This is a genomic window from Streptomyces sp. HUAS ZL42, from assembly GCF_040782645.1.
GTDB lineage: Bacteria > Actinomycetota > Actinomycetes > Streptomycetales > Streptomycetaceae > Streptomyces.
Genome location: NZ_CP160403.1, coordinates 3728670 through 3750966 on the forward strand (window position 1 = coordinate 3728670; position 22297 = coordinate 3750966).

Sequence of the window (22297 nt, forward strand, 5' to 3'; positions counted from 1 at the left end):
CGCCACCCGGCTCGGTCGGACGAGTGGTCAGCCGCCTGCCGACTCGGGCGGCCCGGGAGTGGAACAGATCTGCCGTACCGCCGGGACGTCCTGGTCCAGCCAGGGCACGGTCCAGATCTCGGCGGGTGTGAGCCAGCGGAGTTCGTCGTGGTCCTGGAGGGGCTTGGGTTCGGCGGAGCCGGGGCGCAGCCGGGCGGTCCAGACGTGCAGGACGTACGGCGGTTTCAGGGGCCACTCCCCCGGGACGCGCTCGACGGCCTCGGCCTCGACGCCGAGTTCCTCGCGCAACTCGCGCACGAGGGCCGCTTCGGGCGTCTCGCCCGGTTCGACCTTGCCGCCGGGGAGTTCCCAGCGGCCGGCCAGCTCGGGGGGTGCGCTGCGGCGGGCGGCGAGAAGGCGGTCGCCGTCGAGCAGGGCCGCCCCGACCACCACGATCCGTTCCGTCATGGGCCGGAGCCTACGGGAACGCCGGGCACCCGGGTCAGTTGCGGGTGCCGTCTCCGTTATGGCCGATGCGCTCGACCCAGTACAGCTGCTTGTGTCCGCGACTGTCGAGGCTGTCCGCGATCTTCTGGGCCTCGGCGCGGGTGGCATACCTGCCCACGCGGTAGCGATTGCCGTTGTCGTCCTGCCGTATGACGAGCCAGGGAAGCGAGATGGTGCTGCCGTCGTTCATCGCGCCCCTCCACTTCCCGTCCGTGACCCGGGCCGTGCGCCCTCCAGGGAAACCGCAATCCGCATATGCCCGAGCGTACGCCCAACCTTTACGCAGCGAACACGGCTTTTCACAACGAGGTACGCAACCAGCCAGGGCCGCCCCGGGCTCAGGGGGCGCACGTCAACGAACGAACATGCGCCGGCCTCACCACGCAGGGGTGGCGGCACCTCGCGCACATCCAGGGCGACCTGGGAAAACGACCGGAAAGCGACGGGACGTCAGCAGAGCCTGCACAGGGGATCATTGAGGGAGCGCCGGGGACAACTCCCGTAAAAGTGTGCGCTACTTCACTGGGAGGTGGTACGCGACCCGGTAGCGGTCGGCGGGGATCACCACGTCGGCCGTCTCGACCGGGCGGCCCGACGCGTAGTAGGTGCGCTGGACGACGAGGACGACGTGCCCCGGGACGCCGCCGAGGGTGTGGAGTTCCTCGGCGAGGCCGGGGCGGGCGCCGACCTCCTCGGTGACGTTGTCGACGATGACGTCGATGGCGCGCATGCGCTCGACCACGCCCATGCCGCCGAGGGGCCCCTCCTCGGGCAGCATCACGGGGGTACGGCCGGTGACGGCGAGCGGCTCCCAGGAGGTGGAGAGCATCATCGCCGCGCCGCCCTCCCGGAAGACGTACCGCGTGCACATCACACGGTCGCCCGGCTGGATGCCGAGCCGCTCGGCGACGGCACCGCCCGCGGCGGCCTGCTCACTGCTGGACTCCCAGGTGCCGCGCGCCTCGCCGTCGGCCTGCTCCTGGCGGAAGGGTGTGGCGCCGGAGGCCGGGCGGTACCCGGAGCGGGAGATGCGCCGGGGCACGGGCGGCTCGCGCACATACGTCCCCGAACCGGAGCGGCCCTCCACCAGCCCCTCGGCCATCAGTACCTTGCGCGCCTCGAGGGCGACGGTGTCCGAGACGCCGTACTCCTCGCGGATTCTGGCCTGGGAGGGCAGGCGGGTGTGCGGTGGCAGCGAACCGTCGACGATCTTCTTGCGGAGATCACCCGCGACGCGCAGGTACGCCGGCTGCTCACCGAATGTCACTGGCCGCTCCCATCAGGTTGTACAGACAGCAACAGCGTGGCAACCGTGGGTTGTGCCGTGCAAGCAAAGGCCAGAGAATCACTCGATGTGATGACTTGTGGCCGGTGGGGGCTTTACGCAGGCACTTTCTCCGCGGTATAGCCGCGATCACACATCGAGATTGCCGCTTCCACCGCTGCCACCGCCGCTGTCGTAGTCCTCGTCGTACGAAGGCGGGGTGGTGGCCAGGCCCAGAGCCTTGCGTGCGGTGACGGTCGTCTTGCCGTCAACGTACTCGTACCCGCTGTCGTAGTGCTCGTAGAACGTGTCCGCGTCCCCGGCGGCCGCCGCCTTCGCCCAGTCCTTCCTGGCCTGCTCCATGTCCTTGACCAGCGCGGCGACGGGCCGCTGGGCACCGGCCGGCCAGGTGTGCCCGCGCAACGCCTCGATCTGCGCGCCGAGCATGTTCTCGACGTCGGCCGCCCAGTCCTTGTTGCCGTCCAGATCGTCCTCGGCGTAGTCCTCCGGCTCCTCGTACAGCACCGTGTCGATCGCGTTGAGCGCCTTCAGCAAAGCCATCTGGTCCGTGTCGAGGGTCGTCGCGTCGCTGCGCAGCGAGCCGGTCAGGGTGCCGCTCTCGTCCGTGTTGCCGTAGACGCAGGTGATTTCGCGGTCGCCGACGTCCCAGCTCTCCTCGGTGGGGGTGAGGTAGTACACGTCCACGTAGTCGGGCACGGCCCAGAAGTCCATCGTGTAACTCTCCTGGAGCGTGTAGCACTTGTCCTCGGCGACGTCCGTCACGTGGTCGTCGCCGGGGAACGAGTCGCCCGGCAGCGGGATCGTGGCGAACACCTCGCCGTCGTGCCGGCCCGTACAGGGCACCTGGTCGGCGTCGTAGACGGCGTCCTCCAGTGAGTCGCCCGGCACGTCGAAGCACTCGCCCTTGGCGAGCGACATGCTCCCGTTGCCCCCCACTCCGTCCTTGAACCCCTCCCACATCCCCGACCCGGCTCCGGTGGCCAGCAGCACGACCCACAGCGCGAGACCGACGCAGGACAGCACGGAGCCCGCGATCGCCAGCCCCTTGCCCCGCTCGCCCTTCTTCCCGATCTGCACCAGCGCGATCACCCCCAGCACGAGCCCCACGGCCGGCAGGAAGCAGAGCAGGCCGAGCACCAACGAGGCGATCGCGACACCGTTGACGGGCGCGGGGCGCGCGAACGGGCTGTAGCCCTGCCCCCAGGGCTGGTACGGCGGCCCGTAGGGCCCTTGCGCGTAGGGCCCCTGCGGATAGGGGTTCTGGTACGGGCCCTGGAGGGTGGGAGCCTGGAACGGACCCTGATCGGTCGGGGCCTGGAACGGGTTCTGCTCGCCGGGAGCCTGGAACGGGTTCTGCTCGGCGGGAGCCTGGAACGAGTCCTGGGGGGCGGAGGGCTGGTGGGGCCCGGGGGGCGGGGGTATGGACACCGGTACCGTGCTCCTGGTTCGGGCGGCCGGTGCTTCCCCATCTCGGATGCGGAACCGGCGTGAACTGACGTACGACTGAGCGCATGGTAAGCGCGGTACGAGCGGGGGCGATGGGGGTCCCCCCGCTCGAGCGAAGTCGAGAGTGGGGGAGGCGGTCGTGAACGCGACGATTCGGGCTGTGAACGGGCTGACGGCGCGCTGGGCGGCGGCCATGGACGGGGGGACGGTGTTCTCGGCGGCGGGCGTGTGGCCGCTGCTGGCGTTCCTCGCCGACGGCGCGGCGGGCGCGGCGCGGGCGGAGCTCGCGGAGGCGCTCGGACTGCCCGCGGAGCAGGCGGCCGGTGCGGCACGGGAGTTGCTCGCGGGGATGGGATCCATCCGCGGGCTGGACACGGCCCTGGGACTGTGGACCAAGCGCACCCTGGAGCTGCGCGAGGAGTGGGAGGCGGGGCTGCCCGCCGAGGCGCACGGCGTGCTCACCGGGGATCTCACGGCCGACCGGCAGGCGCTGGACGCATGGGCCGCGAAGCGGACCGACGGGCTCGTCGAGCGCATGCCGGTCGTGCTCAGGGAGGACACGGAACTGGTGCTGGCGAGCGCGCTCGCCCTGCGTACGCAGTGGCTCACGCCTTTCTGGGAGGTCCCGCTGGACACGCCGTACGAGCCCTGGGCCACCACCGAACGGCTCGGTCTGCGCCGCTCCGGCGCGGTGCTCGACCGAGTCGGCGTGGCGGACACCCCCGACGGCTTCGTCACCGAGCTGAAGGTGCTGGGCGGCAACGCCCTGGACGTCCATCTGCTGCTGGGCGAGGAGCGGATGACGCCGGGGCAGGTGCTGGGGGCGGGCGTCGACATCCTCGCGCGCAGGCACACGGTCGTGTCCGGTCCCCTGCTCCCGTACGGCGATGTGGGGCCCGGCCTGCGCGTGGAGAAGGTGCGCTGTGCGAGGCCCGAGCCGCCGTCGCTGGACGTGACGACCGTGGCGTACGACATGATGGCCAGCCACGATCTGCTGGAGTTGCACCGGCTGTTCGGTCTGACCACGGCGCGGGACGCCCGGCAGGGGCACTTCCCGGGCATCGGCGGCTTCCCGCTCGCCATCGGTTCGGCAAAGCAGTCCACGATGGCCAGGTTCGGCGCGCTTGGCTTCGAGGCCGCGGCGGTGACGGCGTTCGCCGCGGCCCCGGGCGGGGTGCCGGAGTTCCGCTATGTGACGACCAGGATCAGCGCCGTCTTCGACCGCCCCTTCGGCTTCCTCGCCCTGCACCGCCACTCGCGGCTGGTGCTCGCGGCGGGCTGGGTCACGGATCCGCTGCCGTATCCCGAACTCTCCTGGGAGGACGACGAATGAGTGGGTTGACGGCGGAGACGGTCCGCGTGGTCAACGGACTGACGGCGAGATGGGCACGGACGGCCACGCGGGGCACGGTCCTCTCGGCGGCGGGCGTGTGGCCGCTGCTGGCCTTCCTCGCGGACGGGGCGGGGGGTGCGGCGCGGGCGGAGCTGACGGCGGCGCTCGGCTCGGCCGCCGACCAGGCGGCCACGAGGGCAGGGGAGTTGCTCGCCGGGATGGAGGCGATGCCCGGCGTGGAGTCCGCCCTCGGTCTGTGGACCGATCGTGCGCTGGAGCTGCGGGAGGAGTGGCGGGCCGGGCTGCCCGCGGAGGTGCACGGGGTGCTGACCCATGACCTCGAGGCCTCCCAGGAGGCACTGAACGCGTGGGCGGCGAAGCGGACGGGTGGGCTGATCGAGCGCATGCCGGTCACGCTGACGGAGGACGCCAGGATGGTCCTCGCCACCGCGCTCGTCCTGCGCACGGACTGGCCGCGTCCCTTCACGGAGGTCATGCGACGCCCGGCCGCCGGGCCGTGGCAGGGCCGCACGCTGCTCGGGCTGCACCGCAGGGGCGTCCGGCCGGACCGGATCGGCGTGGCGGACACGCCCGAGGGCCACGTCACCGTGCTGAAGGTGCCGGGTGACAACGGCCTCGACGTCCATCTGCTGCTCGGGGAGGAGCGGATGGCTCCCGGTCCGGTGCTGAGGACGGCCGTGGACGTCCTGGCCGGAGCGCTGCCCGTCGTCGCGGGTGGTCGACTCCCCTACGGTCAGGCGGGACCCGGCCTGACCGTGGAGCGGCAGCCCTCCATGACGCCGGAGCCGGTCACCCTCGACGTCACGACCATGGCGTTCGACGTACGGGCCGACCACGACCTGCTGGCGCTGCACCGCCTGTTCGGGCTCACGACGGCCCGGGACACCGGGCAGGGCCACTTCCCCGGCATCAGCGGCGCCCCGCTCGCCGTCGGGGCGGCCGGGCAGTCCGCGGTCGCGCAGTTCGGCGCGCTCGGCTTCCGGGCCGCCGCGGTGTCGGCCGTCATGCCGGTGGCGGCGGGCAGCGGCCCTCCGCAGTATCCGTACGAAACCACGGTCGTCCGGGCGGTCTTCGACCGTCCCTTCGGCTTCGTGGCCGTGCACCGGGAGACGCGCCTCGTCCTCGCGACGGGCTGGGTCGCGGAGGCGACGCCGTACGACGCGAGGACGAGGGCCGGTGGGTGGTGAGCGTCAGAACTGGAGCGCCCAGGCGTCGATCCGCCCGGTGTCCAGCGCCGCGTTGTCGCTGACCCTCAGCTTCCACGTGCCGTTGGCCACCTCGGAAGAGGCGTTCACCGTGTACGTGGTGTCGATGTTGTCCGAACTGCCGCCGGTGGAGTACGCCTTGAGGGTGTACGCCGTGCCGTCGGGGGCGATCAGCTGGACCTGAAGGTCACCGATGTACGTGTGGACGATGTGCACCTCGACGGCCAGGGCCGAGGGCGCGTTGCCGGAGACACCGGAGACGGTGATCGGGGACTCGACCGTGGAGTTGTCGTTGATCGCGTAGTCGCCGGTGTTCTCGAAGCGCGGGCCGGTCGGAGGCGGGGTCGTACCGCCACCGCCCACGTACAGGAGCCGGTTGGGTGAGCCGGTGCCGGGGCTGGTGACGACGCCGGTGGTCGCGGCGGACGTCAGCGCCGAGGCGACCTGGGCGGGCGTGGCCGTGGGGTTGTCGGCCAGCCAGACCGCCGCGGCGCCGGTCACGTGCGGGGTCGCCATGGACGTACCGGAGATGGTGTTGGTGGCGGAGTCACTGCTGTTCCACGACGAGGTGATGGACGAGCCGGGGGCGAAGATGTCCAGCACGGAGCCGTAGTTGGAGTAGCTGGCACGGGCGTCGCTGCTCGTGGTCGCGCCGACGGTGATGGCCTCGGTCACCCGGGCCGGCGAGTAACTCGACGCGTTGGCACCGTCGTTGCCCGCGGCGACCGCGAACGTGACCCCGGCGGCGATGGCGTTGCGTACGGCCGTGTCGAGGGCGGAGTCCGCGCCGCCGCCGAGCGACATGTTGGCGACGGCCGGCTTGACCGCGTTCCGGGCGACCCAGTCGATGCCGGCGACGACCTGGGCGGTGGTGCCGGAACCGGAGTTGTTCAGCACGCGGACGCCGACGATCTTCGCCTTCTTGGCGACGCCGTAGGCGTTGCCCGCGACCGTGCCGGCGACGTGTGTGCCGTGGCCGTTGCCGTCCTGGGCGGTGTTGTCGTTGTCGACGGCGTCGTAGCCGTAGGAGGCGCGGCCGCCGAAGTCGCTGTGGGTGATGCGGACACCGGTGTCGATGATGTACGCCGTCACGCCCTGCCCGGCCGAGTCCGGGTAGGTGTAGGAGCTGTTGAGCGGGAGGGCCTTCTGGTCGATGCGGTCCAGGCCCCAGGAGGGCGGGCTGGGCTGGGTCGCGTCGATGTGGAAGGTGCGGTTCTGGACGACGGAGGCGACGGCCGGGTCGGCGGCGAGACGTTTCGCCTCGGTCTCGGAGGCCTCGACCGCGTAGCCGTTGAGGGCCTTGCTGTAGGTGCGCTCGATGCTCGCGCCGTACTGCCTGGCGATGGCCCTGCCCTCGGCGGAACCGGCCCGGGCCGCCCCGGACTTGAGGGTCACGATGTAGCTGTCGGCGACGGCGTTCGCCGCGCCCTCGTACTGGATGCGGCCTTCGGGGGCGGCCGCGGCGGCTCCCGCCGGGAGCGCGGAGACGAGGCTCGCGGCGAGGGCGGCGGTCGTTGCCGCGACGGTCACTGCGAGTCTTCGGTGACGCATCACTGCCATCTGAGGGGTCCTCCTCAATCGGTGGTGCGCTGGTGGGGGGGGTGGTGCGGGCGCACTGAGCGGGCTCATGAGCGGCCACCGGGCGGCTAGTGACACGACCATGTCAATTTTCTGTGCCTCTTCTGTGCGTCAGCCGAAAGACTGGAGCTTCCGGAGGAATTCCACAAGGGGCCCTGCACGGACGTAACAAGGGCGCCATACGCCGGTCATGACACTTCGGCGTCCCGGGGCCTGCATGATGGGCCGATGGCGCGACTCCGTGACATCGTCTTCGACTGCGCCCACCCGGCCGCCACGGCCCGCTTCGACCGTTCTCGTGGAACCGGCGGCGGAAGGACCCCGGCTGTGGTTCCGGCTCGTGCCGGAGGGCAAGACCGTGAAGAACCGCGTGCATCTGGACCTGCTCGCGGCCGATCCGGAAGCCGAGGCCGGCCGGCTGACCGGCCTCGGCGCCACGGTGCGGGCGCGGCACGCGGAACATGTGGTCCTGGCCGACCCGGAGGGCAACGAGTTCTGTCTGTACCGGGCGGACTGACGGCCGCTCAGGACTGTTCCGCCAGCCTGCGTTGTTCCTCCTCCACTATGCGGCGGGCCAGGCCGTCGTCCGAGACGTCGACCGCGTCCGGGGTCGCGTCCGCGACGTCGCTGCGGCGGGCGTAGGCGTCGAACAGGCGGTTCTTGTTCTCCAGGATGCGCAGCAGGCGGTCGTCCACGCTGTCCGTGGCCAGCAGGCGATGCACCTGGACCGGGCGGACCTGGCCCATGCGGTGCGCACGGGCCACGGCCTGATGCTCCAAGGTCGGTTTGACCTGCGGCTCGCAGAGCACGACCACGGAAGCGGCCTGGAGGTTGAGGCCCACACCGCCCGCCTCGATCTGGCAGAGCAGCACCGCGTGCCCGTCGGCCGCCGTGAAGTCGTCGACCAGGCGCTGTCTGCGGGCGGCGGGGACGCCGCCGGATATCGGCCCGAACACGCCGTCACCCAGTGCGCCGTGGACCTTCTCGAGGACGTCGCGGAAATACGAGAACACGACCACCTTCAGGCCGTTCTCCGCGGCCTCTGCGACCAGTTCGCGCAGGCGTTGGAGCTTGGCGGACTTCTCCGGGTCGGCATAGGCGGCCCGGCGCATCGCCATGAAGTTCCCCTCGATGACCGCCGCGCGGTAGGCGTCCTCGTCGGCGGCGCTGAACTCCTCCCACTCGTCGACCTGCAGCAGTGCGGGCAGTTCGGTGAGCACGTCCTTCTGGTTGCGGCGCAGGTACGCGGGCGAGACCGCCTTGCGGAAGGCGTGTGGGCCGGCCACGGCGTCGCTGTCGCGGATCACGGGGACGAGGTCCGGCTGGAGGTAGCGGACCAGGGTGCGGAACTCCTCGACGCGGTTCTCCATCGGCGTACCCGTGAGGAACAAAACGCGGTCGCAGCGCTCGGTCCACGCCGCGACCGATCTGGCGCGGCGGGTGTCCGGGTTCTTGCAGTAGTGCGCCTCGTCGACGACCAGCAGGCCCGGCTTCGTGCCGTTCGGCGCGGGCAGCGTGTGCAGTACGTCGAAGGTGGTGAGCGCGACGCCGCCGCGTTCGCGCCACTCCGCGTACGCCTCCCGCCGATCCGGACCGTGCACCGGCAGCGCTCTGAGGGTGCTGCGCCCGCGGATCTCCCTGGTCCAGTTGATCAGCACGCTGGCCGGGCACACCACCAGGAAGTGGCTGTGCCCCTCGGCCGCGAGGTGGGCGAGGGCGGCGATGGCCTGGACCGTCTTGCCCAGTCCCATCTCGTCGCCCAGCACGACCCGGCGCTGTGCGAGGGCGAAGCGGGCGCCGAAGGACTGGTAGCCACGCAGCGAGACGCGGCGGTGAGTGTCGTCGAGCGGCTGGGCGTGCACCCGCTCGGCCACCTCCGACGGCACGAAACCCTCGGCGGCGGCCACATCCGTGCGGTGCTCGGAGACCTCGGCGAGGTGGCTGTAGTACTCGGCGGAGCGAACCTCGAAGTCGACCCAGGCCTCGATGTCGGAGGCCGGTTCCCGCAGCAGGTCGGCCGAGGCCTGCGCCAGTCCCAGCCGTACGTCCGTCGCGGCCGCCTCCGCCGTCAGCGCGCGCAGTTCGGCGACTGCCGTGCGGGCGGCCTCCCGGCGGCGCCGCCCGGTGAGCGCCAGCCGCAGCCGGCCGGTCGCGGGCCGGGCGGCCGGCAGCAGCTCGGCGAGCCTGCTCTGGAGACGCTCGGCGGTGTCCACCGCGCGACGCAGCTCGGGCCCGGCTTCGACGAGCCGGTACAGCGCGCGGACCAGGGCGGCGGTCCGGGGCTCGGGGTGGTCGACGTCGATGCGCACCGAGACGGTCTCCTCGACCGCCCGTGCGATCTGCCGGGCGGCGGCGAGCGCCTGGTCGGCGGTCTGTGCGCCGACGCCCGGGATCTGCCGCAGGTCGAAACGGCTCGCCTCGTACACCGCGCGCACGGAACCGAACCCGGCCGCCTCGACGGCCGTCAGCCGCAGTCGGCCCTCGGTGACGTCCTTCAGCCGGGAGACCGGGATGGACGCCAGCTCCTCGGCGACGAGTTCGTCCCTGAGGGGCTTCAGGGCGGAGCGCACGGCGTCGAGGGCGCGGGTGTGGTCGGCGAGCAGGGTGCGTGCGGCGTCGTGCAGCCGGGCCGCCTCCGTGAACAGCTTCCGGGCGCGGCGGCCCACGAGCGGAGCGACTCCGTACGGCTCCCCCTCGCGGGTCCTCGCGGCCCCCGCCTCCTCGACCTCCGCCATGACGCCCCTCGTATGCCGTCCTCCCCTGTGCGCTCCATCGTCGCACCCGGCACTGACAGCCCGTCCGGTGTCCGTCAGTGTCGTCGAAGGCCGGCCGTCAGTCGTCGAAGGCCGTGGCCCTGCTGCTCTTCTCCCAGGCGGCGATGTCCTCGCGGACCTGGTCGAGGTGGCCGAGGACCGCGGTGACGCCGTCGTCGCCGAGCGGGAGGCGCAGCGGCGTGCGCTCGGCCTCCAGGGCGGCCCGGATGAGCGCCGCGGCCTTCGCGGGATCGCCGGGCTGGGTGCCGTCGCCGCCGGAGACGAACCCGCGGGTCTCGCTCACCTTGGCGTACGCGCCGCTGTCCGTGCTGACTCCGGCCCTGCCGGTTTCGAACAACGCGGTGCGGAAGGAGCCCGGCTCGACGATCAGCACCTTGATGCCGTACTCCGCGACCTCGTCCGCGAGCGCCTCGGACATGCCCTCCAGAGCGAACTTCGTCGCGCTGTACGCCGAGAAGCCCGCGAAGGACATCTGCCCGCCCATGCTGCTCATCTGCACGATCGCGCCCGAGCGCCGCTCGCGCATGTGCGGCAGTACGGCGCGGATGAGCGCGCCAGGTCCAAAGAAATGCACGTCGAACAGTTCGCGCAGCTCCGGCTCCGTGGTCTCCTCGAAGGCGCCCACGTGGGTACGGCCGGCGTTGTTGACGAGGACGTCGATCCGCCCGTGCCGCGCCAGCACATCCCGCACGGCGGCCTCGGCGGCCCCCGTGTCCGCGACGTCGAGTCGCAGCGCCTCCACCTGGTCGGGGTGCGCGGCCACCAGGTCGTTCAGGGCCTCGGGCCGCCGGACCGCACCGATCACCACGTCCCCGTCGGCGAGTGCGGCCTCGGCGATCGCCCGCCCGAACCCGCTGCTCGCGCCCGTCACCAGCCAGACCTTGTTCATGTCCGCTCCCCTTGCGTCGTTTCCGGTACTCACTCAGCCTGCTGCCGGACCCGGTTGCCCGTCCAAGACCCACAGTGATAACCGATGGTTATGACGACTGACGTTCATGTGCGGGACCTGCGCTACTTCGTGACGGTGGCCGAGGAGCTGCACTTCACCCGCGCGGCCGAGCGGCTGTACGTGTCCCAGCCCGCGCTGAGCAAGCAGGTACGGGCCCTGGAGCGGCAGCTCGGCGTCGAGTTGTTCCGGCGCGAGCCGCAGGGCGTGACGCTCACCGAGGCCGGCACGGCCCTGCTGCCGCATGCCCGGCGGGTGCTGGGCGACTGGGCCGAGGGGTCGGCGGCGATGGCGGCGGCCCGGGCGGCGCGGCGCGGCACGCTGGTGGTGGGCATGAGCACCAGCCCCGGCCGTGGCGGCCTGCTCCCGGCGATCCGCTCCCGCTTCACGGCCGCGCACCCGGAGGCGATCGTCCGCCTGCGGCAGGTGACCTGGGAGGACCCGACCGCCGGCCTGGCGGACAACACGGCGGACGTCGCCTTCGTCTGGCTGCCGCTGCCCGACGCCGGCCGCTACGGCTGGACGGTGGTGGCTGAGGAGCCCCGCCTGGTCGCCCTCCCCGAGACCCACCGGCTGGCCGCCCGCGGGGAGCTCGACCTCGCCGACCTGGCCGACGAGCCGTTCCTCGCCCTGCCGCCCGCCGCGGGCCCGCTGCGCGACTTCTGGCTGGCCCTCGAGGAACGCGCGGGCCGCCCGCCGCGCATCGGCGCGGAGATCGCGGGTACGGAGGAGACGTACGAGGCCCTCGTCGCGGGACTCGGCATCTGCCTCGTGGCCGCGGGCAACTCCCCGCTGATCACGCTGGGCGGCGTGGTCACGCGGCCGGTACGCGGCCTCGCCCCCAGCCGGTACGCACTGGCGTGGCGCAAGGAGGACGCCGGACGCCCGCTGGTGCGGGGGTACGCGGACGCGTGCCGTGGGGTCACGGGGGCGTGAGCGGGCGCCTCGGGGCAGCCTGAGGTCCTGGCCGGGGCGGCAACTACGATCGCGCCATGAGCGCGTGGAACCGGAGCCTGGACGCGGCGGGGATCCAAGAGCCGGGATTGCGGGCCGACTTCGGCGCCCAGCGCCGACTGGTGGCGCGCTTCCGCCGCACCTCGTACCTGGCGGCCCGCATGCTGCTGCCGCGGCAGGTGCTGCCGCACGTGGTGGCGGCAACGGCCGTCATGCACCACGGGGACGACCTTCTCGACACGGGTCCGAGGCCGCGGCGGGCAGCGGCGTGGGCGTCCTGGGAGCAGCGGGTGCGCAAGGCGCTGGAGACGGGGGCGAGCGACGATCCGATGATCCGCGCGTTCCTGCACACCGTTGCCGCGTACCCGCGGCTTCGGGGGGTGGTGCAGGAGTATCTGTCCACCGCCACCGCCGAGTTGGAGTTCACCGGCTTGGCCACCGAGGACGACTACCAGGCCTATGTGGATGCCTACTCGCTGCCCGCTTTCATGCTGGTCGGCGTGGTGCTGGGACCGGAGGTCGACGACGGGCGGTACCGGGCGGTGTGCCGGACGCTCATCGAGGGCAGTCAACGGCTGGACTTCGTCAACGACTTGGCCGAGGACCTGCGGGAGGGGCGGCTGGGCATCCCGGCACAGACGCTGGAGCGCTTCTCCGTCACGGCGGAGGACCTCGCGGCGGGCCACGCGCCGCCGGGTCTGCGCGCGCTGGTGGACGACCAGGTCACGGCTGCCCGTACCGCCCTGGAGGCGGCCCGGGAGCTGCCCGCCCTGACCGCGGCCCCCAACGGGCCGCTCGTGGGCGCGCTGGTCGAGATCGAACTGCTGACCGCGGACGCGGTGCTGGCGCGCGGAGCCGGACTGCTGCGCGGTTCGGCCACCCCGCCGCTGACGGGCACGCTGCGGGTACTGCTGGGCGCCCGCCGAAAGGCCCGCGAGGTGCGCTGATCCGCGCAGCGGCCACGCGAACCGCCGTCAGGCGCCCTCCCCGCTGAAGATCGCCTCCAGTGGGGGGTCGGAACGGCGCCGGAAGCCGGTCCCGTACCAGGTGTTGAACTTGGACACGAGGCCGCGCAGTTCGCGCTCTCCCGGATACCGGCGCCAATTCGAGTCGGCATCCATCGCGTTCACCTCGGTCAGCAGCTGCTTGAGGCTCAGGCTGTCCACACTCCCGACGGCGTCGTCCTCCGGGTCGTAGTAGACGACCGGCTCGGAGTGGGCCGGGCTGTCCGGCGTGTGGACGTACAGGTAGGGCCGCCGGCCGATCGCGGTGCGCACCAACGGGAACTGCGGGGCGGGGCTGGAACGGAAGCGGGCCCGCAGGGCCTCGTGGATCTCGAGCTCGCCGGGCAGCGCGCACAGATGCGGGTGGAACATGAAGTCGCCGCCCGGAAGTGACGATCCGTGGCCGCCGCCACGACCGTGTTCGTAGAACAGGGTGGGCGCCCGGTACACCTCGCGGTGGAAGCGGACGACCAGCTCGCGCAGCGCCTGGAGTTCCTCGACCCACGGCACGGGCACGTCGTCGAGACACCGCAGTCGCGTCGGCGCGTCGCGGCACGTGTGGGTCATGATGCCGAGGAACCCCTCGACGATCTGGCCGGCGGGGGCCAGCAGATAGAAGTGCTCGGTCGTGACGAGGAGTTGGTGCGGGGCTATCGCCGCCGGGAAGCAGAACGGGCACCGGCTGTCGCTCGCCGCCTCCGTCACGTGCGCCGGCCGTCGCGCCGGCAGGCACCGCGAGTCCCGGCCGACGGTGAAGCGCTGGTGGTAGACCTGCGCCGCCTGGGCGAGGGCCCGCGGACCGACCCAGGCGATCGGCGCCACCTCGGCCAGCAGCGGCTCGTGGTCCGGGCCGAGTCCCACCTCCCGGCCGGTGAGCAGCCACGGCCGCGGCGCGCGGGGCGCGCGTAACAGGTCGGCGTACTTGCACATCCGCCGCGCCACCCACTCCCGCGTCGGCCGGGTCCACCAACCGGGCGGATCCAGCGGCGTGGCGGACAGACCGGGCAGCCTCAGTCCGCTCTCGTAGTCGCGGCTCGGGCCTTCCCGGTCCCGGTCCGGCCCCTCCGAGTAGCGGATGAACACCCGGCCGTCGCGCTGGACGAGCCCCACCACCTCGTCCAGGTCGTCGAGAACCGGCAGACCGGCACCGGAAGCACTGCCGGCGATCATCGGCACGGCTTCGCTCATGGCATCCGGCCCGCGTGGTCGCCGAGCCGTCCCGCCCAGTCGCCGTGGGCGTCGCCGAGGCCGAGCTCTTCCCAGCCGGGCGGTACGGACTGCGCCAGCGGAAGCGCGGCCGCCGCCCAGTACGCGCCGAGACGCCCGGCCGTCGCCATGTCCTCGCCCTCCAGCAGGCCGTGCAGCAGACCGGCGGTGAAGGAGTCCCCGGCGCCGGTGGTGTCGGCGACCTCCGTCACGACCGGAGGGATGCGCACCACCCCGGCCGGTCCGTACGCGCCGGCGCCGCGCTCGCCCCGGGTGACCACCACCCAGCGGAGCTGCGGACCCACCCGGCGGCGCAGTTCCTCGTACGGCGCGGCCAGCCAGGCCGCCGGGAACTCCGATTCCGAGCCGACGACGACATGGGCGTACCAGTCGTCCCCGTTCGCCGGCGGTACCGCGGTCACCACGAGCGCCGTGGACCGGCGCAGGAACTCGAGGAGCTGCGGCCCGTAGTCGCCGAACCAGCCGACGTACACGGTGTCGGCGGCGGCCATCGCCTCGTACGGCACCGGGACCTTCTCCCCGCACTGCGTCTCGAGGACCACGATGGAGCGTTCGCCGCTCGCGTCGATGAAGATCAATGTCTGTGGTGTGCAGGTGCCGTGCCGCAACACATGATCGGTCAGCACACCGGACGCGGCCAGCTCGTCGAGCAGGGCGGCGCCGAGGTCGTCCGCCCCCACCTGCGCCACCAGCCGCACACGGTGCCCGGCGCTGCCGAGGCCCCGGGCGACGTTGGCGGTGCTGCCCCCGGCACGGCGGCCCAGGTCGCGGGCCGTGGCGGTGCTGCCCGCCGCCGGCAGCCGATCGACCTCGTAGACGTGGTCCCACGCGGCGGATCCGAGAACCCAGACCTCAGCCATCCGAGCCCAGCCTGATCTCCGCGAGCGCGCCGGCGAGTTCGGTCAGCCTCCCGCGTGGCGGGACGCTGACCCGGCCGAGCCAGCCGAGCCGCTCCTCGACGGCGGCCGGGGAGAGCCCGCAACCCAGCAGGCCCCCGACCAGCGCGGCGACGGTGTCGGTGTCGCCGCCGAGCCCCACGGCCAGCCGCAGCGCCGCGGCCAGGTCGCCGTCGGCGTTGCGGCAGCAGTGCAGCACCGCGGCCACGGTCTCCGCCGGGTCCAGGGTGATGCCGCCGGCCGGTGCGGTCCATTCGCCGCGGGACACCTCCGTGACGGCCGCGGCGACCGCCGTCCCGGGGCCGGTCGCGGCGGCCTCGTCCACCGCGACCCGAAGGAGTACGTCCGGCGGGGCACCCTCCAGCGCCCAGGCCGCGCAGGCGCTCATGACGCAGGCCGCCGTCAGCGCGTTGGGGCCGGTGTGGGTCATCCGGGTGAGCGCGAGGGTCCACTCACGGCGCCGCGCGTCGTCCGGGAGGGGCACGGCCCAGCCGACCGGCAGCGCCCGCATGGGTGCCCCGTTGGTGTCCGAGCCGCTGTCGTCGGCGGCGCCGGTGGCGGCGAAGTGGGCGATCGCCCGCCGCGTCGACGGGCCGAGGCCCGGTACCGGCGGCGACTGACCCGCCAGCGTCTCCAGGAAGCGCAGTGGCTCGCCCAGGCCTCGGGCGTCCGCGAGATGCCCGGCCACCAGGAGGGTGAGCGCCGTGTCGTCCGAGGTCGCGCCGGACGCCCACAACTCGGTCGCGGGAATGTGCTCCAGTTGGTCCGTCCGGACCTCGCCCGGCGGGCGGCCCTCCCACGGAAGGCCGTACGCGTCACCGCCCGCGTATGCCAGCAGGCCGGCGTGGATGCGCTCGGCCAGCGGCGGTTCGAACTCGGGGTACAGCTGCCGCAAGAGGGTGAACCCCTTCCTCTCCACCGCGGCCCGTCCCAGCGCCGCATACTGGACTGACTCACGCTGACGCCGTCCATGGAGGATCCGGGCGAGCGAGAGGTGAGTGTAGGCGATGTCATACGGCGTACCGCATCTTGCGAACCGCGCCCGCGCGTCGGACACGAGGGCGCAGGCGGTGTCGATGTCGCCGGTCCGTGCGGCCAGCTGGCCCCGGGCATGGACCGTTTTCGCCAGCTGGAGTTCCTCTCCGAGGTCCTCGGCCAGCCGCTGAGCGCTCATCAGGTACTCCTCGGCCGCGCCGAGGTCGCCCTGCCCGAGCGCGACCCGGCCCACGGCCAGCGTGGACTCCAGTACGCCCACCGCGTCGGCCACCTCGCGGCGCAGCCGCAGCGCCTCGCCGTGCGACGCCCTGGCCTCGTCAAAGGCGTGGCGTATCTCCTCGACGAAGCCGCGGTTGCCCAGCAGGGCGCTGCGCGCCCCGATGCTCCGCCCGCCCAGCGGGGACGCGTCCAGCAGCCAGATCCCGTCCTGGAAGGACCGCTCGGCGGCCGCCGGGTCGCCCTTGTACAGCAGGCAGGCACCGCGCACGATGTGGCACCGGGCCTGGTCGTTCACCGACCCGGCGTCACGTGCCGTCCGTAAGGCCCGGTCGGCGTACTCGTGGGCGGTGGTGAAGTCGCCGCCGTAGAGGTTGATGTTGGCCAGGCAGATCAGCGCTTCGATGTCCTCGGCGGCGCCCGTGCCGAGCGCGCGGGTGGCGTGCCGGGCCGCGCCGGTGATGTCACCGCGTACGAAGCACAACCGGGACCGCAGCATCAGGTTCGCCGGGTCGTCCGACGGCAGGGCGTCCAGGAGCCGCTCGGCGTCTCCCCAGTCGCCGACGACCAGCATCGCGTTGGCGAGGCGGGGGAACAGCTCGGCGGGGTCCGCGTGCGGCTGGATCCGGCGGTACCAGCCGAGCGCCGCCCGGTACAGGCCGACATGCTCGGCGGACTTGGCCGCGAGAAACGCCGCGGGGAGCATCCGCTGCCAGTCCCCGGCCTGCTCGTAGTGGTGGGCGGCCTGCGAGAACTCCTGTTGCGCGTCGAACCATTCACCGGCGCCCAGGTGCAGCGCGCGGCGCTGGTTGGCGCGTAACTGCGCATACGTCACCATGTGCAGCAGTTCGCTGGTGAACAGGATCCGCCCGTCGTCGTCCTCACTGAGGACGCCGGAGACGCAGGCACGGTCGAGGATCACCAGCCCGGTGGCGTCGTCGGCGCCGAGCACGCGGAGGATCGGCGTCAGCTCGTGCGACGTCTGACCGACCACCGCCGCCACGTCCACGAAGGCGCGGGTCTGCTCGTCGAGGCGCTGCAGCCGCCGCTGCAGCAGCCGGCGGATCCGTTCCGGGATCGCCCTCGGGCCGCCGGTGAGCGGGGCCACGCCGCCGTCGGCGGTGGTGATGCGCCGGACCGACTCGCACAGCAGGAGCGGGTTGCCGCCCGTGAAGCCGACCATGAAGTCCACGGTGGACGCGTCGACCGCGCCGGCGCCCAGTACCGCACTGAGGTACGCCCCGACGTGCGCCGACTCGAGCGGACCGACCGGGAACGTCTCGGCGCCCTTCTCGTCCCACTCCGCCAGGTACTCGGCGATCGCGGGATTCGCGGACTCCTCGGCAGGCAGGGTCAGGACGATGAGTACGGGGCAGTCGCGGCCCTTGTTCAGCAGGTACGTCAGGAAGCTGAGCGTGTCGGGATCGGCGACGTGCGCGTCCTCGATGAGCAGCAGCAGGCCGTCCCTGCTGCCGAGTTTGACGACGAGGCTCGACAGCACGTCGTACAGACCGCGCGGGTTGTCGCCGCCGACCTGCGGGCCGGCCGACAGCTCCCGGCCGAATCCGGACAGGAACCGGCCGATCAGCGGAACGCCGTCGAGCAGATCCGGGGCGCTGCGCCGCAGTGCCCCGCGGACCGTCTGCGTCGAGTTGCCCAGCACGGTGCGCAGCGCCTCGCGGATGGGCAGCAGGGGCTCCGCCGACCGGCCGATGCACTGCGCGGGCAGCACCGTCATGCGCTGGAGGCCGCACCACTGCGCGAACGCGCCGACGACGCGGGTCTTGCCGACGCCCCGCGGGCCGACGACGGTCACGAGCCGCCCGGACCTGGTGACCATCACCTCGTGCGCCGTGCTTTGCAGCCGGCGCAGCTCCGCATCGCGGTTGATCAGCGGCACGGTGGCCGGATCCAGGAGGGTCATGACGCGGCCACCCGCGCAGCCACTGCCTCCAAACGCGGAGCCGGCGGCGACTGCCCTCGGGATCTGCAGCAGCGCACGCCGAAGCCATGACCAGACATTTTTCTCTCCCCCGGACCGGACCACAACTGGGAGTCATGGTGGGGTCACCTGCTGCTCACCCGCAATGGGTGGCGCAACGGGCGACCGGAAAGAGTCTGCCGGTGTGGCTGAGAGGGTCCGCCGGGACAGGCCGATCCGTCAGACGTTGAAGCGGAACTCCACGACGTCCCCGTCCTGCATCACGTAGTCCTTGCCCTCCATGCGGGCCTTGCCCTTGGCGCGGGCCTCGGCGACCGAGCCGGTTGCCACCAGGTCCTCGAAGGAGATGACCTCGGCCTTGATGAAGCCCTTCTGGAAGTCGGTGTGGATGACTCCGGCGGCTTCGGGGGCGGTGGCGCCCTTCTTGATGGTCCAGGCCCGGGACTCCTTGGGGCCGGCCGTCAGGTAGGTCTGCAGGCCGAGGGTTCTGAAGCCGACGTGGGCCAGGGTGGCGAGGCCGGGCTCGTCCTGGCCGACGGACTGCAGGAGTTCGAGGGCCTCGTCCTCGTCGAGCTCGGCGAGGTCCGCCTCCAGCTTGGCGTTGAGGAAGATCGCCTCGGCGGGGGCGACCAGGGCGCGCTGCTCGTCCTTGAAGGCGTCGTCGACCAGCTCTTCCTCGTCGACGTTGAAGACGTAGAGGAAGGGCTTGGTGGTCAGCAGGTGCAGATCGTGGAGGAGCTCGGAGCGGTCCGTGCCCTGGACGATGCCCTGGGAGAACAGGGTGTCGCCGCGCTCCAGGATCTCCTTGGCCTCCTCGACGGCCTTGACCTTGGGCGCGACGTCCTTCTTGATCCGCGACTCCTTCTGCAGGCGCGGCAGGACCTTCTCGATGGTCTGCAGGTCGGCGAGGATCAGCTCGGTGTTGATCGTCTCGATGTCGTCCTTGGGCGAGACCTTGCCGTCGACATGGACGACGTTCTCGTCCTTGAAGGCGCGGATGACCTGGCAGATCGCGTCGGACTCCCGGATGTTCGCGAGGAACTTGTTGCCCAGGCCCTCGCCCTCGGACGCGCCCCGCACGATGCCCGCGATGTCGACGAAGTCGACGGTCGCCGGGAGGATCCGCTGGGACCCGAAGATTTCGGCCAGTTTCGTGAGGCGCGGGTCCGGGACGCCGACGACGCCGACGTTCGGCTCGATCGTGGCGAACGGGTAGTTGGCCGCCAGCACGTCGTTCTTGGTCAGGGCGTTGAACAGGGTCGACTTGCCGACATTCGGCAGACCGACGATTCCGATCGTGAGCGACACGTTGCGACTTCCCGTACGTGAGGATGAGGACTGGGGGGACTGGGCCGGCGGCCCGGTCCTTCTTGGTGGTGCGCGGGCCGATCCACCAGTCTACGGCGTGCGGGCCGGCGCCCCGGCTACGAGTCGAACGCTTGGCCAAGCTCTGCCCCCCGGCGTGTCTGAGCGGCGATTGCGCACATTAACCGACCTAAGTTGGTCCGGTGGAGCAACACAGGTCGCGCCCCCCGCAGAACGGAACCCGACGCGGCACTCCGCCGCCCGTGCCGCCGCAGGCGGGACGGGACAGGGCGGGCGGCGGTCCGGCGAGAAGTGGTGCGGGCGGCAGTCCGGGGCGGGGTGACGCGGGCGGTGGTTCCGCCCGGCCGGTTCGGCCCGCGCCGTCCGCCCGCCCCGGTCCGCAGGCGCGCGGTGGGGCCCAGCAGCGCCGTCCCGCCCCGGTACGACGGCCCGCCCCGCCGGTGGTGCAGGCGCTGCGGCGGCTGCCGAACCCCCGGCTCACCGGGCTCGGCGGCGGGTTGTTCTGCGGGGCGGTGATGTTCGTGATCGGCTGTCTCGACCAGCTGCTGTTCGGGGCGTCGCTGACGGTGTACGGGGTGCTGTTCCTGCCGGTGTGCGTGCTGACCGCCGTGTGGATCCGGCGGGGAGATCTGGTGACCGCGCCGGTCGTCGTGCCGATCGCCTTCGCCGTGGGACTGCTGGCTGTGGCCGACGGCGGGACCGGGGGCCGGCTGATGGGACTCGTCACCGCCCTGGCCACGCAGGCGGGGTGGCTCTACGGCGGGACGCTGATCGCCGGTCTGATCGCGACGGTGCGGAAGGTCCGGTTGATGAACCGCCGACGTCCGGGGAACCGCCCGCCCGTGTGATCCCAGGGAGGTCTAGCCGTCCTTCGCCGCCCGCATCGCCGCCCCCACGATCCCCGCGTTGTTCTGCAACTGCGCGGGGACGATCTCCGCCCTGATGCCCTCGATGAAGTGCAGGAACTTCTCTGACTTGCGGCTGACTCCGCCACCGATGATGAACAGCTCGGGTGAGAACAGCATCTCCACGTGGGCGAGGTACTTCTGGACGCGGTGCGCCCATTGCGTCCACGTGAGCTCGTGGTCGTCCTTGGCCTTGCTGGAGGCGCGCTTCTCCGCGTCGTGGCCGTGCAGTTCGAGGTGGCCGAGCTCGGTGTTGGGGACCAGGACGCCGTCGACGAACACGGCGCTGCCGATGCCGGTGCCGAAGGTGAGCAGGACGACCGTGCCGCGACGGCCCATTCCCGCGCCGAAGGCCACCTCCGCGACGCCCGCCGCGTCCGCGTCGTTGACCACCGTCACCGGGAGGCCGCCGAGGCGCTCGCCGAACAACGCGCGCGCGTCCGTGTCGATCCAGCGGCTGTCGACGTTGGCGGCCGTACGGATCGTGGACCCTCCGGTGACCACGCCCGGGAACGTGAGGCCGACCGGTCCCGTCCAGCCGAAGTGGTCGACGACCTGCTTCACGCCGTCGGCCACTGCGTCGGGGGTCGCCGGTTGCGGGGTGAGCACCTTGAAGCGCTCCTCCGCCAGGTCGCCCCGGTCCAGGTCCACAGGGGCGCCCTTGATCCCGGATCCACCGATGTCCACGCCGAAGATCTGCATGGCCCTACGTTACGACGGGCGACGGACGGTCACTCACCCGAGGTGTCCGCCGTACCGGCCCCGCCGCGCTCGGCGACCAGGGCCGCCGCCTCCTCGCGCAGATCGCGGCGCAGCTCCTTCGGCAGGGAGAAGGTGATGGACTCCTCGGCCGCCTTGACGAGCTCCACGTCCGCGTAGCCACGCCGGGCGAGCCACTCCAGGACCTGCTCGACCAGCACCTCCGGCACCGACGCGCCCGAGGTGACGCCGACCGTCGTCACGCCCGCCAGCCAGGCCTCGTCGATCTCGTCGGCGAAGTCCACGAGGTACGCGTCGCGCGCGCCGGCCAGCTTGGCCACCTCGACGAGCCGCTTGGAGTTGGAGGAGTTGCGGGAGCCGACCACGAGGACGAGCTCGGCCTCCGCGCCCATCTGCTTGACGGCGAGCTGGCGGTTCTGCGTGGCGTAGCAGATGTCGTCGCTCGGCGGGGAGACGAGCTGCGGGAACTTCTCCTGCAGCGCGTCGACGGTCTCCATGGTCTCGTCGACGGAGAGGGTGGTCTGCGAGAGCCAGACGACCTTCGAGGGGTCGCGGACCTCGACCTTCGCGACGTCCTTGGGGCCGTCGACGAGCTGGATGTGGTCCGGGGCCTCGCCGGAGGTGCCGATGACCTCCTCGTGGCCCTCGTGCCCGATCAGGAGGATGTCGTAGTCCTCCTTGGCGAAGCGGACGGCTTCCTTGTGGACCTTGGTGACCAGCGGGCACGTCGCGTCAATGGTGGCGAGGCGCCCCTGCCTGGCCTCCTCGTGGACGACGGGGGCCACGCCGTGCGCCGAGAACATGACGATGTTCCCCGGCGGAACCTCCTCCGTCCGTTCGACGAAGACGGCGCCCTTCTTCTCCAGGGTCTGCACGACGTACTTGTTGTGGACGATCTCGTGCCGGACGTAGATCGGGGCCCCGTACTGCTCCAGGGCCTTCTCGACGGCGATCACGGCGCGGTCCACACCCGCGCAGTAGCCCCGGGGAGCGGCGAGCAGGACACGGCGGCCAGGCGAAGCAGTCATGCACCCCAT

The 22297-nt window shown here is 72.1% G+C and carries 19 protein-coding genes; 6 read left to right on the plus strand and 13 right to left on the minus strand.

Going from position 1 to position 22297, the window contains the following annotated elements; all coding sequences use genetic code 11:
- Window positions 1-27 precede the first annotated feature (27 nt).
- From ABZO29_RS16915 to ABZO29_RS16930, 4 genes are all read right to left on the minus strand, one after another.
- Window positions 28-447: a (deoxy)nucleoside triphosphate pyrophosphohydrolase gene (locus tag ABZO29_RS16915; protein ID WP_367321023.1), complete on the minus strand. Its 420-nt coding sequence runs from the start codon at window positions 445-447 to the stop codon at window positions 28-30.
- 34 nt (window positions 448-481) lie between these two features.
- Window positions 482-676, minus strand: coding sequence for an SPOR domain-containing protein (locus tag ABZO29_RS16920; protein WP_367321024.1), 195 nt, complete (start codon window positions 674-676; stop codon window positions 482-484).
- A 324-nt stretch (window positions 677-1000) separates the two neighbouring features.
- A complete protein-coding gene (locus ABZO29_RS16925) occupies window positions 1001-1753 on the minus strand; it encodes a GntR family transcriptional regulator (protein WP_367321025.1) in 753 nt (250 codons plus the stop codon).
- A 147-nt stretch (window positions 1754-1900) separates the two neighbouring features.
- Window positions 1901-3199 (minus strand): DUF4190 domain-containing protein, encoded by a 1299-nt coding sequence (locus ABZO29_RS16930; RefSeq protein WP_367321026.1) that lies wholly within the window; start codon window positions 3197-3199, stop codon window positions 1901-1903.
- A 211-nt stretch (window positions 3200-3410) separates the two neighbouring features.
- Between ABZO29_RS16930 and ABZO29_RS16935 the strand changes: the two genes are divergently transcribed.
- Together ABZO29_RS16935 and ABZO29_RS16940 are read left to right on the plus strand one after the other, a co-directional pair.
- Complete coding sequence (locus tag ABZO29_RS16935; RefSeq protein WP_367326157.1) at window positions 3411-4550, plus strand: serpin family protein; 1140 nt, start codon at window positions 3411-3413, stop codon at window positions 4548-4550.
- Window positions 4547-5758 (plus strand): serpin family protein, encoded by a 1212-nt coding sequence (locus ABZO29_RS16940; protein ID WP_367321027.1) that lies wholly within the window; start codon window positions 4547-4549, stop codon window positions 5756-5758. Before ABZO29_RS16935 ends, ABZO29_RS16940 begins: the two co-directional genes overlap by 4 nt.
- Window positions 5759-5761: 3 nt before the next feature.
- On the opposite strand, the gene ABZO29_RS16945 is transcribed toward ABZO29_RS16940, so the two are convergent.
- Complete coding sequence (locus tag ABZO29_RS16945; RefSeq protein WP_367321028.1) at window positions 5762-7336, minus strand: S8 family peptidase; 1575 nt, start codon at window positions 7334-7336, stop codon at window positions 5762-5764.
- Between the two features lie 316 nt (window positions 7337-7652).
- On the opposite strand from ABZO29_RS16945, the gene ABZO29_RS16950 reads away from it, so the two are divergent.
- Window positions 7653-7871 carry a VOC family protein gene (locus tag ABZO29_RS16950; protein ID WP_367321029.1) on the plus strand — a complete coding sequence of 73 codons (219 nt, stop codon included), beginning with the start codon at window positions 7653-7655 and terminating at the stop codon, window positions 7869-7871.
- Window positions 7872-7878: 7 nt separating this feature from the next.
- On the opposite strand, the gene ABZO29_RS16955 is transcribed toward ABZO29_RS16950, so the two are convergent.
- Window positions 7879-10089, minus strand: coding sequence for a DEAD/DEAH box helicase (locus tag ABZO29_RS16955; RefSeq protein ID WP_367321030.1), 2211 nt, complete (start codon window positions 10087-10089; stop codon window positions 7879-7881).
- Window positions 10090-10186: 97 nt separating this feature from the next.
- Complete coding sequence (locus ABZO29_RS16960) at window positions 10187-11017, minus strand: oxidoreductase (RefSeq protein ID WP_367321031.1); 831 nt, start codon at window positions 11015-11017, stop codon at window positions 10187-10189.
- An 84-nt stretch (window positions 11018-11101) separates the two neighbouring features.
- On the opposite strand from ABZO29_RS16960, the gene ABZO29_RS16965 reads away from it, so the two are divergent.
- Together ABZO29_RS16965 and ABZO29_RS16970 are read left to right on the plus strand one after the other, a co-directional pair.
- Window positions 11102-12010, plus strand: coding sequence for a LysR family transcriptional regulator (locus ABZO29_RS16965; protein WP_367321032.1), 909 nt, complete (start codon window positions 11102-11104; stop codon window positions 12008-12010).
- A 56-nt stretch (window positions 12011-12066) separates the two neighbouring features.
- Window positions 12067-12975, plus strand: coding sequence for a squalene/phytoene synthase family protein (locus ABZO29_RS16970; protein WP_367321033.1), 909 nt, complete (start codon window positions 12067-12069; stop codon window positions 12973-12975).
- Between the two features lie 27 nt (window positions 12976-13002).
- On the opposite strand, the gene ABZO29_RS16975 is transcribed toward ABZO29_RS16970, so the two are convergent.
- The 4 genes from ABZO29_RS16975 to ychF all read right to left on the minus strand — a co-directional run bounded on the left by ABZO29_RS16975 (window position 13003) and on the right by ychF (window position 19617).
- Window positions 13003-14220 carry a DUF6098 family protein gene (locus ABZO29_RS16975; RefSeq protein ID WP_367321034.1) on the minus strand — a complete coding sequence of 406 codons (1218 nt, stop codon included), beginning with the start codon at window positions 14218-14220 and terminating at the stop codon, window positions 13003-13005.
- The gene (locus tag ABZO29_RS16980; RefSeq protein ID WP_367321035.1) at window positions 14217-15119 is read right to left on the minus strand and encodes a carbohydrate kinase family protein; all 903 of its coding nucleotides are present in this window, start codon (window positions 15117-15119) and stop codon (window positions 14217-14219) included. The genes ABZO29_RS16975 and ABZO29_RS16980 overlap by 4 nt, the downstream gene beginning before the upstream one ends.
- A complete protein-coding gene (locus ABZO29_RS16985) occupies window positions 15112-18291 on the minus strand; it encodes an ADP-ribosylglycohydrolase family protein (RefSeq protein ID WP_367321036.1) in 3180 nt (1059 codons plus the stop codon). Before ABZO29_RS16985 ends, ABZO29_RS16980 begins: the two co-directional genes overlap by 8 nt.
- Window positions 18292-18528: 237 nt before the next feature.
- On the minus strand, window positions 18529-19617 hold the full coding sequence (ychF, locus tag ABZO29_RS16990) for a redox-regulated ATPase YchF (RefSeq protein WP_367321037.1): 1089 nt from the start codon (window positions 19615-19617) through the stop codon (window positions 18529-18531).
- A gap of 200 nt (window positions 19618-19817) precedes the next feature.
- Here ychF and ABZO29_RS16995 point away from each other — a divergent pair, with 200 nt between their 5' ends.
- Complete coding sequence (locus ABZO29_RS16995) at window positions 19818-20483, plus strand: DUF6542 domain-containing protein (RefSeq protein ID WP_367321038.1); 666 nt, start codon at window positions 19818-19820, stop codon at window positions 20481-20483.
- Between the two features lie 12 nt (window positions 20484-20495).
- Here the strand turns inward: ABZO29_RS16995 and ppgK are convergent, their stop codons facing one another.
- Both ppgK and ABZO29_RS17005 read right to left on the minus strand, forming a co-directional pair.
- Window positions 20496-21242, minus strand: coding sequence for a polyphosphate--glucose phosphotransferase (ppgK, locus tag ABZO29_RS17000; RefSeq protein WP_367321039.1), 747 nt, complete (start codon window positions 21240-21242; stop codon window positions 20496-20498).
- A gap of 29 nt (window positions 21243-21271) precedes the next feature.
- Entirely contained in the window at window positions 21272-22297 is a 1026-nt protein-coding gene (locus ABZO29_RS17005) for a 4-hydroxy-3-methylbut-2-enyl diphosphate reductase (protein WP_367321040.1), read from the minus strand.

Coding starts and splice junctions, on each gene's coding strand:
- ABZO29_RS16980 (WP_367321035.1), bottom strand. CDS start 15,119: ATGGCTGAGGTCTGGGTTCTCGGATCCGCCGCGTGGGACCACGTCTAC.
- ABZO29_RS17005 (WP_367321040.1), bottom strand. CDS start 22,297: ATGGGGTGCATGACTGCTTCGCCTGGCCGCCGTGTCCTGCTCGCCGCT.
- ABZO29_RS16935 (WP_367326157.1), top strand. CDS start 3,411: ATGGACGGGGGGACGGTGTTCTCGGCGGCGGGCGTGTGGCCGCTGCTG.
- ABZO29_RS16960 (WP_367321031.1), bottom strand. CDS start 11,017: ATGAACAAGGTCTGGCTGGTGACGGGCGCGAGCAGCGGGTTCGGGCGG.
- ABZO29_RS16955 (WP_367321030.1), bottom strand. CDS start 10,089: ATGGCGGAGGTCGAGGAGGCGGGGGCCGCGAGGACCCGCGAGGGGGAG.
- ABZO29_RS16965 (WP_367321032.1), top strand. CDS start 11,102: ATGGTTATGACGACTGACGTTCATGTGCGGGACCTGCGCTACTTCGTG.
- ABZO29_RS16915 (WP_367321023.1), bottom strand. CDS start 447: ATGACGGAACGGATCGTGGTGGTCGGGGCGGCCCTGCTCGACGGCGAC.
- ABZO29_RS16970 (WP_367321033.1), top strand. CDS start 12,067: ATGAGCGCGTGGAACCGGAGCCTGGACGCGGCGGGGATCCAAGAGCCG.
- ABZO29_RS16975 (WP_367321034.1), bottom strand. CDS start 14,220: ATGAGCGAAGCCGTGCCGATGATCGCCGGCAGTGCTTCCGGTGCCGGT.
- ABZO29_RS16985 (WP_367321036.1), bottom strand. CDS start 18,291: ATGACCCTCCTGGATCCGGCCACCGTGCCGCTGATCAACCGCGATGCG.
- ABZO29_RS16940 (WP_367321027.1), top strand. CDS start 4,547: ATGAGTGGGTTGACGGCGGAGACGGTCCGCGTGGTCAACGGACTGACG.
- ppgK (WP_367321039.1), bottom strand. CDS start 21,242: ATGCAGATCTTCGGCGTGGACATCGGTGGATCCGGGATCAAGGGCGCC.
- ABZO29_RS16920 (WP_367321024.1), bottom strand. CDS start 676: ATGAACGACGGCAGCACCATCTCGCTTCCCTGGCTCGTCATACGGCAG.
- ABZO29_RS16945 (WP_367321028.1), bottom strand. CDS start 7,336: ATGGCAGTGATGCGTCACCGAAGACTCGCAGTGACCGTCGCGGCAACG.